This is a genomic window from Pontibacillus sp. ALD_SL1, from assembly GCF_017355605.1.
In genome coordinates, this window is record NZ_CP062974.1 from 3,336,238 (window position 1) to 3,351,116 (window position 14,879).

Below are 14,879 nucleotides of genomic sequence, written 5' to 3' on the forward strand. Positions count from 1 at the left end.
ACATTGTCCCCACCCCCTCCTCTCAACGCCTATAAAATAAGCCTCTGTCTAGTTGATCAAACGTTTGATCAATTAGACAGAGGCTTATGAATAATTTAGATTTTCTATGTTTCTACTAGTTAAACAGCCAAACGAATGACGCCTATAATGACTGCCCAGACTGGTACGCTAAGTGCCAATGCCCACAAAAAGCCTTTAAAGAAATTTCCTTCTTCCTCCATTCAAGCTCCCCCTCCCAGACCCTTTTAGAACCATTATGGTCAACAAAAGAGAATCATAAACTGCCGGGACACTGTACCTGTCCCTCCGGCCCACCAACTGGGACAAGGAACCTGTCCCCTCATCCCATCAGTTTGTGAACAAACCGTGAACATGTAAGCGCTCTTTTAGTGTCTTTTGTTTCTTTTTGTGAAAAGTTTCACATATGGTATTGATTCCATATTCAAGAAAGTGCACAATAAGATTGTGAAGAGATTCACATAAAACATTTTTCTACGGAGGAATTCAAAATGACAACTAAAAATGTAAACCGCGTGGCACTAATTGGAGCAGGATCCGTAGGGAGCAGCTATGCTTTTGCCATGTTAAACCAAGCCGTAACAGAAGAATTAGTAATCATTGACTTAAACGAGGACAAAGCGATGGGTGACGCTATGGACTTAAATCATGGAAAAGTATTCGCCCCTAACCCTACAAAAACATGGTACGGACAATACGACGACTGTAAAGACGCCGATATTGTGTGCATCTGTGCAGGAGCCAACCAAAAACCAGGCGAAACTCGATTGGATTTAGTGAAGAAGAATCTATCTATCTTCCACACAATCGTAACGAACGTGATGGCTAGTGGCTTCAATGGGATCTTCCTTGTCGCTACCAATCCAGTCGACATCTTAACATATGCAACATGGAAATTCAGCGGATTGCCAAAAGAGCGCGTGATTGGCAGTGGTACAATCCTTGATTCTGGCCGCTTCCGATACATGCTTGGCGAATATTTCGAAGTAGCACCATCTAATATTCACGCCACAATCATCGGTGAACATGGTGACACAGAACTACCTGTCTGGAGTCATGCGACCGTAGGAGGCGTACCCGTTTTAGAAATGATGAAACAACGCCCTGACTATAAACTTGAAGACTTGGACGAGATTTTCACAAACGTTCGCGATGCCGCTTATCACATCATTGAGAAAAAAGGCGCCACCTACTACGGCATTGCAATGGGACTAACTCGAATTACAAAAGCGATCCTAAACAATGAGAACAGCATCATGACCGTGAGTGCCTACTTGAACGGGGAGTACAACACAGAAGATGTCTATATCGGGGTTCCAGCTGTGATTAACCGTAACGGGATTCGCAATGTGGTGGAAGTGAGCTTAAATGCCGAGGAAACAGAGCAATTCAGCCATAGTGCTCGCGTATTGAAAGACATCTTAGAACAAAATTTTGAAGCATAACGATTATTCTGTAGTAGAAAGAGATGATATCCGATGTGGTTACAACAGTACGATCCATTTGGAAACGAATTAATCAGTGCATTTATCGCATTTCTACCAATCTTGTTTTTCTTTCTCGCCTTAACAAAGTTTAGAATGAAAGGCATACTCGCTGCCTTTCTTACTCTTTGTTTGAGTGTGGCCGTGTCTGTCCTATTCTTTGATATGCCGCTTGCCCAAGCCCTATCCGCTTCTGTATTAGGCGTCGCGAAGGGGTTATGGCCGATCGGTTACATCGTCATCATGGCCGTTTGGCTTTACAAAATTGCTGTCCGGACCGGTAAATTCACCGTAATACGGGCTAGCATCGCAAATATTTCAGAAGACCAACGCTTACAGCTATTATTAATCGGTTTTAGTTTTAACGCCTTTCTTGAAGGGGCTGCCGGCTTCGGTGTACCGATTGCGATCAGTGCAGCCCTGCTCGTTGAACTCGGCTTCCGTCCACTGAAAGCAGCCGCCCTATGTTTGATCGCCAATGCCGCATCCGGCGCTTTCGGAGCCATCGGGATCCCCGTCATTGTTGGGGCACAGATGGGCAACTTGGAAACGATGGAACTATCTAGAATGCTCGCATTTACGCTACCTATGATTTCTTTTGCCATCCCATTTTTACTCGTCTTTATTTTGAATGGTGTGAAGGGAATTAAAGAAACACTTCCGGCTCTACTTGTCGTAAGCGGAATTTATACAGGAACTCAATTGTTCACTATTTTATTCTTAGGACCTGAACTAGCTAACATTTTAGCAGCGCTTCTAAGCATGGCGGGACTTGCTCTATTCTTAAGAAAATGGAAACCAAAAACGATTTACCGTGAAAGCGATGCACCAGAGACTACACAAATGGAAACCTATTCTCTTAAGGAAATTGTGAAAGCTTGGTCTCCGTTCTATATCTTAACCGCAACGATTACGATCTGGAGCTTACCTGCTTTTAAAGCGTTATTCAGCGAGGACGGGCTTTTAGCGAACACGACAAAAATGATACCGATGCCGTTTCTGCATGAGACCATTATGAAAGCACCACCGATCTCTCCAGAAACGGTCGCACTAGATGCATTATTCAAATTAGACATCATCTCTGCAACAGGGACCGCGATCCTTGTAGCTGTAATGCTAACAGGATTATTCAGCTCTGCGATTACATTACCGCAAGGAATGAACTCTTTAAAGCTAACCGTAAAAGAATTATGGGTACCGGTTCTGACGATTTGCTTCGTCATGGGCTTTGCAAATCTATCAAACTTTGCAGGCCTCAGCTCTACCATTGGATTAGCGCTATCTAAAACAGGCGACCTGTTCCCGCTCTTCAGCCCAATCTTAGGCTGGCTCGGTGTTTTCATTACAGGTTCAGTAGTAAGTAACAATGCCCTATTCGGTCACTTACAAGTCGTAACAGCTGAACAAATCACAGCCAACCCAGCCCTACTGCTCGCAGCAAACACAGCCGGAGGCGTTATGGCCAAACTCATTTCTCCTCAATCAATCGCCATCGCGACTGCTGCCGTTAAGCAAACGGGTAAGGAGTCTGCCCTATTCCAGAAGACGCTCTACTATAGCCTTGGGCTACTAGCTGTTGTTTGTGTATGTACGTTTGTTCTCTCTTTGATGGGAGTTTGAGCCGGGCCAGGGGGACGGGTGAACTGTACCCCTGGCCCACAAAAAACGCAGGCTGATCTATCAGCCTGCGTTTGAAAGCACTTATTATCCTACCACCAACTATTTCGTCTCTCGAAGGGACGACGAAACTGTCCTCACGTCCCGCTTAAACAGTAGCTTTAGTCGTTCTGAAACGAGGTAGATGCCGTAACCTTGTAGCATAATGAGGGCTGGCATGGCGAAGAAGCGGTATCTCGTTTGCACTTCGATAATCAAATGAATCATGGCATATCCGATCACGAGCAGTACAAAAAGAAGAGATTTCATTGGAATCTCTGAGCGCTTGCTCAACAGCAACCTCACACTGGCTACTACTCCAAACACGAAGAAAAGAGTAAACATTACCTTATCAATCTGATAAAGGAGCGTCTTTAAATTTGGAGCTTCGATGCCTGTTAAGCCCCAGTAGAAAGATGAATCGTGCTCCTCTCCCCACATAATTTGGAATTTATTTTTCATGAGTACAAGCACTTCACCTGGGTCAGAGAGCCTTTCCTCAATCAGTTCCCGCTGCTTCTGTTCTCGCTCTTCTTCATCTAAAGGAGCAAGAATTTCAACATCAGAACCAGAATACGTTCCGTCCGTTTCATGGTTTAGCCCTAACACGAACTTCCATAGAGGATCACGGTTTTCAAGCGGATAATCTGTAACTCCAGAAGACATAAAGGCCTGACTCACGGAGAATTGAATGATGAAAAACAAACCTATTATCCCCGCTAATTTCCCAAGAGATTTTAGTTTATGGTCACCTTTTAACAGGTACACGACGAAGATATAAATCCCAACCGCTAGCAGTACAAAAGGACCAATCGGACGGATGATGTGCCCAAACGCCAATAGAACTCCAATACCAATCCAGCTCCACTTACTGACCTCAAAACGCTCTACCAACAAATACAAGCCAGCAAAGATTAAGAAGGTTGCTAAGTATTGATTCGTTAAGACAGACGTCATCACAATCGACGGAAGATAGATCGCATAGAGGGAACCTGCAATCCGACCGGCTACTTCGTTGAAGACGGATCTCCCGATTAAGTATACAAGCCATACCGTAGCGGTCCCGAATACTACATTGAGCATCTTAAGGACCATAATATTCTCACCAAATACAGAGATAATGACCGACTGATACATAACAAACCCTACTTGATAAACCCATCTTGTAAAATAAGCATTTTCTGAAAAAGAAAAGTCGCCATTTGAAGCACTAACGGATGCATTGTACAACTTAGCAAAATCCGATAGAAGCGATGTATCAACATTCAGAACCCAAACAAGCCGTATAATGAATGCCGCAACCAGCAGAAGGGGCACAAAGGCAAGGTTAGGAATTGGTAACCTCAATAAGGCTACTCCTATAAGTAAAATCAAGATTCCTACTAGCATGAAGAGAATCAAGTCCCTCAAGGAATAAACATCTTCGATCATTGTGAGATTTGATAGAAATCCAAAGAAGAAAAACAAGACCCCTACAAGTAAAATCACAATGACTGAAAAACGCTGAAAAAGAGATAAGAATTTGCTCATGCCTTTACCTCCTTTTCTTGTTTCTCAGCAAAGATCAGGTACTTGCTTGCAAAATAATTAAAGATCACCACGAAGACATTCGCCACGATTTTAGAAAGCAAGCTATCTTGACTCAGAACGTCAATAAGCAGAATCATCGTTCCAAGATCGACTCCTAATGAAAGGATACGGAAGAAGATAAATAAAATGAATTCGCGTGTGCTAGTCCGGGCAGAAGTGTCCTTACTCTGAAAGACAAATAGCTTATTCGTGATAAACGCGAAAACAACGGCTGCGACCCATGCCACAGTCGTCGCTAATTTGTAATCTACACCAAGCCCGCTTTCAAGCACGGCGTAAACAATAATATTAATAAGGGTCGTTAACCCACCAAACACTAAATACAGAAACAGTTCTTTCTTTTTACCCATAAGACTACCTTTCGCCCCCGTGTTGAGCGGAATGTTGAACCAAGTCAGATCGATTGGTCACTTTCTCTTCATTATATTCATCCACAAAATATAGCGGCCTGATCTTGGTTTCATTAAACACGCGCCCAAGGTACTCGCCAATAATGCCAAGAACGATGAGCTGAATACCGCCTAAGAAAAGAATGGCGCTCATGAGTGACGGATATCCCGCTACACTTTCTCCGTACAGGAGCGTCTTAGAAATAATCCATACCATATAAAGGAACGCAAAAAACGACACACCTATGCCTAAGAAAGAAGAAAGACGAAGCGGGGCTGTCGTGAATGATGTAATCCCTTCGATCGCCAGGTCTGTTAATTTCTTATAATTCCATTTCGTTTCACCAGAAACACGCGGGTCACGGTCAAAGAGAATTTCCTTTTTGTTATAACCGACCCAACTGAACATCCCTTTTGTATAACGCTGTGATTCTCTTATCTTTTTAAGGGCTTCTACGCAACGTCTATCTAACAGACGAAAATCACCCGTATCCTTTTGAATCGGTACATCTGACATCTTCTCAAGTACTTTATAGAAAAGAGTAGAGGTCGCCTTCTTCACCAAGCTTTCCCCCGCACGACTTCTACGCTTTGCAAAAACGTCGTCATATCCTGCTTCCCAGTACTCAATCATCTCAGGGATTAGTTCAGGTGGATCCTGAAGATCAGCATCCATAATCACAACCGCATCTCCCTTGGCATGATCCAATCCGGCAATCATGGCAATTTCCTTACCAAAATTTCGAGACAAATCAACAAAAGACACACGCTTGTCCATGTCTCTCAATTCTTTAATGATCGGGAGCGTCTGATCCTGACTCCCATCGTTTACGAATAATAGTTCAAATGAATAACCCTTCTGGCCATCCACTACACCAAAAAGTCGCTCATATAAATAATGAAGTGATTCTTCTTCATTATATGCAGGGACCATAATCGTTATAGTCTTCACAACGATCTTCCTTTCACAATTCTTAATCATTCTATTATCTGTTATAACAGACCCCGCCAATTCTATTAAACTTCCAACGGCAAAGTCCATAACAGCTTCACAAAACCTCAGATATTTGAGGATTATCCTTCAATATTATAGCACCACTTTCACTTTATGAACGAAAGTCTCACAACTATTTTTTCTATGATCTATCATTACAAAACTACTGAATCATAACATATTTCCTATAAAATGTATAATAGGGGCAAAGGGGGGACAAACCCCTTGTCCCCCTTATGAACTTTCCTAACCCAAACCACAAAAAAGCAGGCTCTAATATGAGCCTGCTTTTATTGAAAAGTTCTAAACTATCCCTCATTTATTTCGGCAGGCGAGGGACGTGTCCATCCGTCCCGTACCTCTTCGTTTTGTACCACTTCACTTCTTGATGCAAGAGTACTCTTTTGATTTCTAAAAACATGGAGAAGACGACGAGCAATACCCAAATTTGAGAATAGGTGAAATACATACTGGTCACATTAAAGGCATTTCGAATCGTTAATTGCCCTTCTTCTAGACTTAGCGCTAGTAAATTCTCCAAAAGAAAGACAACAAAAGCTAGTAGGAGTAAGAATATAGAGACAGAACCTGCAGAAATATCGATTACTTTAAATAAATTCAGTAGAAATAATACATGCGAGAGTACGATGCTTCCCATAAAAATAAAATATGTGAAAAATAAATAGCATAAGTCCAAGAACACTTTCTTACGTTTCAACTTAAACGATTGTCTCATATACTTTACGATTACATACTGATTGCCCCTGGCCCATCTTAATCTTTGCTTCCACCAAACGTCCCATGTTTCTGGCTCCTGTTCCCACGTTACAGCATCAGGGGAGAATTTTATATAATAGCCTAAGTTATACACGCGGATGCTTAACTCCGTATCTTCCGATAAAGCTTTCTCATCCCATCCACCTAACGTTTCAAGAATACTCTTTCGAATCGCAAAGTTAGTGCCTGGTATGGTGACCAACTTAAACCAAAACCATCTCCCCGCCTGGGCTAACCACTGGAATCCTATCGTTTCGATATTAATAAAACGCGTTAACAAATTTCTCTCCGCATTCATCACCCTGAATTTCCCTATTACAGCTCCTGCTTCGGGATCTTGTTGCAATTTTGAAGCAAGGTTATAAACGGCATCCTTCTCTGGCCTGTTATCCGCATCATAGACGACAATGAACTCGCCCTTTGCAATCTTAAGCCCTTGATTAAGAGCACCTGACTTCCCTTTTCCAGCTTCATAAGGGGAATTATGAAGCACCTTCAGAAACGGATATTGTGAAGCATAGGCATCCGCAATAACTCCCGTACGATCAGAGGAATTGTCATTAATGAGAATCACTTCTAGTTTATCTCTAGGATACTCAATTTCGACCATGGCTTTAAGTGTATCTTCAATAACAACCTCCTCATTATGAGCGGGGATCAAAACGCTTACCGTTGGACAGTTCTCATCAGTGATCCCCTTTTCCACTTCCAACCTCGATTGCTTCAAGACAAATAATACGCCACCCTGCATTAAAAACATGTGGTAGACGAGGACAAACCAGATAAGAAATAACGCGACATAAAATAAAAAGTCAGCTGTGATCATGGCTACTCGCCTCCATTCGCTTCCGCTTACGAGAGAAGGTATAGATATAGATGAAGAATAGTGTAACCATCATCATAGACAAAGCCCCGATGATCCACAGAGTCGTATTAGCCCCATTCTTTACAAGAGGTTTATAAAATTCCGGACTCGAGAATAGCAATTGTCCATAATCAACATCCACGTCTACCCTCCCATCAGAAGAGGCAATACGTATATGATCCGTTTGCGCAGCATCTCCTTGCTCCTTCAAATCAATCCAATAGATATCTGGAATGGTTTCCATAGTAGCCATTAGTTCTTTAAAGGGTTCCACACCTATAAAAGGGTGATAAAAGGCAGCCATCACACCATCTCTAACAATTTGCTGGGACTCTACAGCTGACTTAACTCTCTCAATCGCTTCCGGATCATCAGGAGGAATATACCCTAATGTTTCAGGAAGGAACGTCATCCCATTAAGGAAAGAAGGGGACGAAATGGACGGAGACGGGTTCATAATTCTCCAGTCCTCATCACTTAATTGCAACTGACCTACGTAGGTAGAAAAGTAATTTGATACAATCCCATACCCATTTTGACTCATCGTGTAGTGCGGAGGTTCAAATGCTAATGGGTAAAGACCATTACTCACTAAATCATGAATACCTTTTTCAATCTTCGTCGATATATAATCGGTCTCAAACTCCTTAACCTTGTTTACATACTCCTCGTATTCTTCCTCTGAATCAAAGTCACTCTCCTCCTTCTTTGTCACTTCTTCTGTAGCAGGAGCAGAAATCGGCATATTATTTTCCACGTCCCAAAACTCAAATCCTTCCCCTGTTTCATCATCTCGATATTGATGAGTGTAACCGTGCATGATGATACTTCCGCCTTCTTTTTGCATCTTTTTGAGCAAATTCAGAAGCTTCGGTGAATCGGATAGATGAATCTCACGCTGCGTTTCCGGGTTGCGATAGACTGGAACGACAGAAATCATGTAGGGGATGCCTTTTTCACTTAATAGATCTGCTATTTTTTCTAGTTCTTCTGGGTCAACCATTGGATGGATATCTTCTAAGCGGAGGTAAGCGGGATGCAAGTGGGTATGAGGCACTTGGAAAAAGTCATGGAGAACTTCTGCTAAATAAGGAGAGAAAATATTATCTATATAGGGCGTTGCAAAGTAGAACGATTTCTCGTTCTGGATATACAGTGGAATAGGATTCCCTTTATGAGAGGCGGATATCCATACACGAGTGTCAGGTTTCTTTAAGATTACGTGTTGAATCATCTTACTATCAATGAGCACCTTCTCCCCTTCTCCAATCTGCAGCTCATCAATTTGACAAGATTCTTCCGTTTCAAAAAAATTAAATGAATCTCCTAATTTGGAAGTATTGTGACCCATCGCAAATTTATGACCATTAAAGCGATCAAAAATAGATTGAACTCTACTCGGCACAACTCCTTTCACCTCACCAAAATAAAATAAGTGAGTAACCCCTTCCACATCTCTTTCCACGACAGATTCACTACTCATTACAGTAATATCCTTAGTAAAATGACCAACTAGCATATCAAGCATTCGTTGGTGTTGGGTCACCTGCCCGTCCGGTGTTGTATAAATAATCAGCACCTTAATATGATCTCTATCATTCTCAGCACTCGCAATGCCAGGATTGCTTGTAAGCCATAGAATCACAGCAAGGGTGATGAGCAAGACTTGTCTTAATGAGGAAACTTTTTTAAACCGGTGTTTAACCATCCACTTCACACTCCTTATATGCTCCTCTTCACTATTGAACCTATTCCTTTATACCTATAAATAGACATAAAACTTGGGACAATTATGTAACCGAGAACCGGAGTAAACTAAAAATGAAGGTCTACTTGGGAAAACTGCGGGGCAGAGGGAAAGGCACCTCGCCCCTTCGTTTAAATAATAAGTCGTCTCATCGCCTCCCCATACAGGCTAAGAAAGAAGCAATTGGACAGTTCTCTCACTCGCTCGAACTGATAGATAGACAACTTACATATATTTGCTATAATTGTCGCAGTTATACAATTAAACTTATAAGCTAAAGGAAGGAGATCAATATGAGAACACTATTCAAAGCACCTATTCGACTTTTACTCATTGTTTCGATGGCCGTAATATCTGCGTTAAGTTTTACAAACTTCGTTTCAGCAGAAGACTTCGGTCCATCCGAGTGGACGCAATACAGAATGAATCCAGAGAACAATCCTGTCTTCCACAATGAGTTTGAGGAACGTTTGAAGAACATTATTGATACTAACGACCAGATTCGCTCCACCCCCGTAATCGTTGGGGATAATGTATACATAGGAAATCACAACACAGGCGATATCTATTCCTATAATTTGATGGAAGAAAAGATGAACTGGCAAGCTCAGGCACCGAACTGGATTCACTCTGAGACGATCTACGTAGACGACCAATTATTCGTCGGTTATGGAAACCGTTTTGGTGGCCCTAACGGAGTGAGAGGCACAGGGGAAAGTGGCATGTTAAGCCTTGACCCAGAAACGGGAGAAGTCTTGTGGAATTTCAAGACAAAAGGTGAAGTCATGCCAACACCTGCTTATCATGACGGGACCGTATATATCACAACCGGGGATGATCACCTTTACGCGGTCGATCCTAAAGATGGTAGTGAGAAATGGAAGCTTAAATTAGGACATGTTGTCAGTATGTCTTCCCCCAATATTAAGGACGGGATTCTGTATGTCGGCGCAGGAAGACCCACGCCTTACACCTTTTTCGCTATAGACTTATCAGCTCAAGAAGTATTGTGGAAAACCGAGTTCGATAACGTATACGCAGGACTCGATGACGTACCCCCTGCCATTTACAAAGATGATCTCGTAATCACCACAGCCTTAGAACCATCTGATAAGGGTAAAGACTATCCAGAACACTTCATGTATGCAATGGACCTTAAAACGGGAGAAGTGGTCTGGAAAGAAAGCTTCGGCTCAGGCGAAATGGTAAAGAACAATAAATCAGGCGCTCCTATGATCTATCAAGATAAAATATTCGTAGGAAGCCCGATCACCCGAACCTTCTACGCGTATGACGCCAAGAGCGGAGAGCAGTCATGGTCCCATGAAAGTAACATCAATAAAGCACCCCCAGTAGCCGATCAAGATGTTGTCTACTTCACAGATGCAGAAGGCTTTGTCTATGCCTTTAACACAGAAGACGGTGAATTATTAGGAAAACAAGAGTTGGGCGGTACACTAGCCCCATCCGGACCCGTACTCATGAATAATCACCTCATCACAGGCAGCCAGGATTCAAATGTGTACGTGATTCCAACGGGTGACATTACTGGGATTGATGAAGAGAAAGACGAAAGCGGAGAGGACTCGGTAGAACAAGAAACAGATGTCACAAACTCATCTAACTGGATTATTTCTATCGTTGTTGGAGCTATCGTTGTCTTAGCTCTAGGCATTTATGGGGTAAGGAAATGGAAGAAGTAGGGGGATATAGGGACAGGTACCTCGTCCCTATAGTAGCCATCATTCCCCTACTTGATTTATACTTTAGATAACAAAAATTGAAAAGGAGTGCTTTGCTGGTATGACAAAAAGAGAGCTAGAAGACCAAATTAATGTTGTAAAATCAGACTACATACGAATCCAGGGAGATTTAGAAAAGATGGAATCCGTTGGTGGGAATACGGAGAAATTGGAGAAACAATTGAAACAGTTGGAAGATGAGTTGTCGGAACTAAATAATCAGTTGGCTAAGGTTTAATGGATAGTCGTTGCACAAATTGATCAAACGTTTGATCAACAAAAAAAAGCAGAATGAAATCCCGGTCTAATTGGTTTTCCTTCTGCTTTTTAATTATTTATTTTACACGCTCATTTTATTTCGGCACTCTAAGGACGAGGAACCTCTCCTGCTTCACCACTAGCCTAGACGGCGTACCCGTCACTCCCATATCAACACTGGACTAAAGAATGCTCGAGTTATGTTTCCTATATAGTTTATCGTCAAGGTTATTCAGATCTCTATTAAGATCCTCAAGTTGACGTTCGTTCTTCCTGGCGTCATTGTTCATTTTGTTTTTCATCACACTCATTTCTTCTTCATGTTCCGCCTGCAGGAAGTCCATTTCTTTTTTCATTTTTTGTTGATGTTTTTGTAATTCTTGTTTGTACGCTTGCTGTTTTTGGGCTTCCTTTTCATCATACCAAACCAATTGTGCCGCTTCTTTGAAATCTTCTGCACGATCAGATTCCAAATGATCTTTGATAATCGTGAGTTGGTTGTAGGAGTACTTGTCAGCAGGCAAAGAAAAATCCGCGTATTGTTCTCGAATAGCGAAAATCTCCGGAACATACTGATCCTTTCTTTGCTTTAACTCTTGTTGGTTCTGCGCTTCTAATGCTTGAAACGCCTTTTGCTTTTCCTTCTTTAAAGTATTCATGACTTTGGCTTTATGCTTGCTTTTGGTTCGTCTCACCTTTTCCTGATGATCCATTTCCCGTTTGTGATCAACCTTATCTATATATATGAAGACAAAAAGTAGCGCTATGGCGAATGGAGCGAAATAAAGAACCATTTTACCAGAACTCGGCAAACTGGTTAGCAACCAAAGGAAAGCGACAACGCCGAGAATTTTGGCAGGCAGTTTAATGCTTCTGAACTTTTGGGGTTCCCGAAGATCTTCAAACTCCATCCCCATCTTCATGTATTCTTGTTTTAGCTGTTTGATGTCACTCGGGATGTATAACTTGGGGTTTTGCTTCGGACGATCTTTCGTTATTTCAATTAGCGATTCTTCTTTTTCCTTTAGTGGTAAAAGGTTTTTAATCTGCTGTATAGTTTCGGCTTTGCTCACGTGAAAACTCCTTCGTTTCATTTTTTCATTAATTAGCAGTTTGGGGATGAAATTAATAGAATTGCTCTTGCAAAAGGACTTGGGGCCATGTATCAGTGTCCCCGTGAGTTCCCCCACCTGCCCAAATGTGACACCCTAGTGCGATAACCTCTCCCCCTCAACTTAACTATCTCTTCGTTGTAGTTCTATATACCTTATTTCGGATAAATGTCACCTATTTCAATACTTTCTTACAAGAAAAAAATTAATCAAACGTTTGATCAAAAAAAGAAGGATCGTCCAAACCTGTCGCGTTGCTTGTGTTTCATTTTGACAAGCGAACGAAGAGCAGCTTTCCCCTTCGACAAAAAATTCTTCTTCGTTGGGGACAAGGTACCTGTGTGGACTGTACCCTCGCCCCTCTCACTAGGGCAATAAACCCATCCTTATACCCTCCCTTTATTAGATAAAAATACCTAACTTGTAATTTTTATGGTATAATAGTTTCGTTTTATAATAAGAAGGGAGAGAGTACATGAATATTCCGAAAATGGTAAGAACACTTGCGTTGTTGCTTATGTTATCGTTTGTAGCGAATCCTCTTCACACTCACGCAAAAGAGATGGATTCAAAAGAGGTACAACCTAATAAAGAATGGAGAATCGACTTTAATATTGCAGTTGATTCATCTAAGTTATCTGATGAACAAATCTACGTAACACACCCATCCGGAACAAAAGTAAGCACAACTCTATCAGCTGAATCACCTAAAACGATTCTCATCCAAAGCAAGAAAGGTTACAAAACGGGAGAATCATACACTTTACATATCACACCAAAAGTAGTCTTTGAAAACGGTGGGAAGTTAAAAGAAGAAGTCACCCAACCCTTCACAATAAGCGGGGATTCTGAACCTACCCCTGTAAACTCACCTCTCATTTACACAGATGGAAATTCAATCTTTTATTCAGCTGAATACAACCAGAACGGAAACATTAAATATCACAAGCCTATTCATACTGTTAGAAATGCTGAGGAAGGACTGGCCTCGTTTGAAGACATGGGCTCTTATCTACTGTTAGACGAAGAAGCTAACCGTAATGAAATTGATGGGATACCTAGCTATTTTGAGTATCAAGAAAGAATGATCGGAAAAGTACAGGCTCATGAAACTGAAGCGTACTATACTGAATATCAATACGAAGGATTTGCTACTGGCGGAAGTTGCGGCGGTGGCGGCGCTGAATTCTATCAACTATTTAAGCTAGATGGAGATAATGGATCAACTAAAGTATCCGAAGATTACATTTCCTCTATTGTCGAAGAACCGTTCACCATCATTAACAATTCAGTCTACTACGCTAGAGTGAATGATAAAGGCATGAGTAACTATGAGTTAGTGAAAACTGACTTAGACGGAGAAAATGCTGTTACACTCTTAGAAGAAATTGATAATTTCTGGATCCAAGGCGATAAAGTCTATTATACAAATGAGCAAACATTACATGCTATGGATCTAGATGGATCCAATCAAGAAGAATTACCGACTAAAGGCGAATTATATGAGGATAACGCTTGTGGCGTGAGTAATTACACAGTTGGGTCGAATGGCATTACTTACGAAACTTATACCGATGAAGGATCTGTTAAATATTATTATGATTTTGAAACGAAATCCGAAACACTATTAAACAGTATAGGTTTCGAAAAGGTCCTTGCAGTAGATACAGATAATAACGAATATATCGGTTTAGATTACGGAAGATGGGATCAACCTAACAACGATGTTATCAGCATCTACAATCTTAGTACGGGCGAAAAGAAAAAAGAGCTAATTACTGACCTTGACTATGGAAACTCCCAATTAGAGGTCTTCTCATCAGAGCGCAGAGTACAATATATTAAGAGTTCAAAACTATTACAAATCTCGTATTAAAACAAAGCCTCCCCCAAACTAGGGGGAGGTTTTCTCTACAGGGGGAAGGGAACAAGTACATTGGCCCCTTGCCTCTCTGGGATCTCTCCTTTACATTCTAATAAACATGTCGATTATAAGAATATAAATACATATTAAGAGGGGAATACTTATGCAACCAGAGTTAAGCCGTGAAAGAATAGTACGTTGTCCTAAGTGTCGATCTGATCAGATTACAGGTAACAAAAAAGGGTACAGTTTCAAACAGACAGGGAAGATGTTTATAACTATGAGTGGTATAGGTCTATTAATCTTAATCATTAGTAATTTACTGAAAACTACATTAAGTACGCTACTAATGGAGATAGAAGTTCTCTATCTTTTATTCACCA

The 14,879-nt window shown here is 41.4% G+C and carries 11 protein-coding genes; 5 read left to right on the plus strand and 6 right to left on the minus strand.

All coding sequences use genetic code 11. The features are described from left to right. Positions 1-509 precede the first annotated feature (509 nt). Together IMZ31_RS16745 and IMZ31_RS16750 are read left to right on the plus strand one after the other, a co-directional pair. A complete protein-coding gene (locus IMZ31_RS16745; RefSeq protein ID WP_207528393.1) occupies positions 510-1,463 on the plus strand; it encodes an L-lactate dehydrogenase in 954 nt (317 codons plus the stop codon). 33 nt (positions 1,464-1,496) lie between these two features. Continuing rightward, entirely contained in the window at positions 1,497-3,122 is a 1,626-nt protein-coding gene (locus IMZ31_RS16750; protein ID WP_207528394.1) for an L-lactate permease, read from the plus strand. Positions 3,123-3,221: 99 nt separating this feature from the next. Here IMZ31_RS16750 and IMZ31_RS16755 read toward each other — a convergent pair whose 3' ends face one another. The 5 genes from IMZ31_RS16755 to IMZ31_RS16775 all read right to left on the minus strand — a co-directional run bounded on the left by IMZ31_RS16755 (position 3,222) and on the right by IMZ31_RS16775 (position 9,481). After that, positions 3,222-4,688, minus strand: coding sequence for an ArnT family glycosyltransferase (locus IMZ31_RS16755; RefSeq protein WP_207528395.1), 1,467 nt, complete (start codon positions 4,686-4,688; stop codon positions 3,222-3,224). Next, a complete protein-coding gene (locus IMZ31_RS16760) occupies positions 4,685-5,098 on the minus strand; it encodes a GtrA family protein (protein WP_207528396.1) in 414 nt (137 codons plus the stop codon). Before IMZ31_RS16760 ends, IMZ31_RS16755 begins: the two co-directional genes overlap by 4 nt. 4 nt (positions 5,099-5,102) lie before the next feature. Next, positions 5,103-6,089 (minus strand): glycosyltransferase family 2 protein, encoded by a 987-nt coding sequence (locus tag IMZ31_RS16765; RefSeq protein WP_242705597.1) that lies wholly within the window; start codon positions 6,087-6,089, stop codon positions 5,103-5,105. A gap of 361 nt (positions 6,090-6,450) precedes the next feature. Then, entirely contained in the window at positions 6,451-7,734 is a 1,284-nt protein-coding gene (locus tag IMZ31_RS16770; protein WP_207528397.1) for a glycosyltransferase family 2 protein, read from the minus strand. Then, complete coding sequence (locus IMZ31_RS16775; protein ID WP_207528398.1) at positions 7,721-9,481, minus strand: polysaccharide deacetylase family protein; 1,761 nt, start codon at positions 9,479-9,481, stop codon at positions 7,721-7,723. The genes IMZ31_RS16770 and IMZ31_RS16775 overlap by 14 nt, the downstream gene beginning before the upstream one ends. A gap of 332 nt (positions 9,482-9,813) precedes the next feature. On the opposite strand from IMZ31_RS16775, the gene IMZ31_RS16780 reads away from it, so the two are divergent. Further along, complete coding sequence (locus IMZ31_RS16780) at positions 9,814-11,223, plus strand: outer membrane protein assembly factor BamB family protein (protein WP_207528399.1); 1,410 nt, start codon at positions 9,814-9,816, stop codon at positions 11,221-11,223. Between the two features lie 100 nt (positions 11,224-11,323). After that, positions 11,324-11,500, plus strand: a complete 177-nt coding sequence (locus tag IMZ31_RS16785) for an SE1832 family protein (protein WP_207528400.1) — start codon at positions 11,324-11,326, stop codon at positions 11,498-11,500. Positions 11,501-11,702: 202 nt separating this feature from the next. On the opposite strand, the gene IMZ31_RS16790 is transcribed toward IMZ31_RS16785, so the two are convergent. Further along, positions 11,703-12,593 (minus strand): hypothetical protein, encoded by an 891-nt coding sequence (locus IMZ31_RS16790; protein ID WP_207528401.1) that lies wholly within the window; start codon positions 12,591-12,593, stop codon positions 11,703-11,705. Between the two features lie 514 nt (positions 12,594-13,107). Between IMZ31_RS16790 and IMZ31_RS16795 the strand changes: the two genes are divergently transcribed. Next, complete coding sequence (locus tag IMZ31_RS16795; protein ID WP_207528402.1) at positions 13,108-14,508, plus strand: Ig-like domain-containing protein; 1,401 nt, start codon at positions 13,108-13,110, stop codon at positions 14,506-14,508. Positions 14,509-14,879: the final 371 nt, after the last annotated feature.

Coding starts and splice junctions, on each gene's coding strand:
- IMZ31_RS16750 (WP_207528394.1), top strand. CDS start 1,497: ATGTGGTTACAACAGTACGATCCATTTGGAAACGAATTAATCAGTGCA.
- IMZ31_RS16795 (WP_207528402.1), top strand. CDS start 13,108: ATGAATATTCCGAAAATGGTAAGAACACTTGCGTTGTTGCTTATGTTA.
- IMZ31_RS16775 (WP_207528398.1), bottom strand. CDS start 9,481: ATGGTTAAACACCGGTTTAAAAAAGTTTCCTCATTAAGACAAGTCTTG.
- IMZ31_RS16760 (WP_207528396.1), bottom strand. CDS start 5,098: ATGGGTAAAAAGAAAGAACTGTTTCTGTATTTAGTGTTTGGTGGGTTA.
- IMZ31_RS16785 (WP_207528400.1), top strand. CDS start 11,324: ATGACAAAAAGAGAGCTAGAAGACCAAATTAATGTTGTAAAATCAGAC.
- IMZ31_RS16745 (WP_207528393.1), top strand. CDS start 510: ATGACAACTAAAAATGTAAACCGCGTGGCACTAATTGGAGCAGGATCC.
- IMZ31_RS16780 (WP_207528399.1), top strand. CDS start 9,814: ATGAGAACACTATTCAAAGCACCTATTCGACTTTTACTCATTGTTTCG.
- IMZ31_RS16755 (WP_207528395.1), bottom strand. CDS start 4,688: ATGAGCAAATTCTTATCTCTTTTTCAGCGTTTTTCAGTCATTGTGATT.
- IMZ31_RS16770 (WP_207528397.1), bottom strand. CDS start 7,734: ATGATCACAGCTGACTTTTTATTTTATGTCGCGTTATTTCTTATCTGG.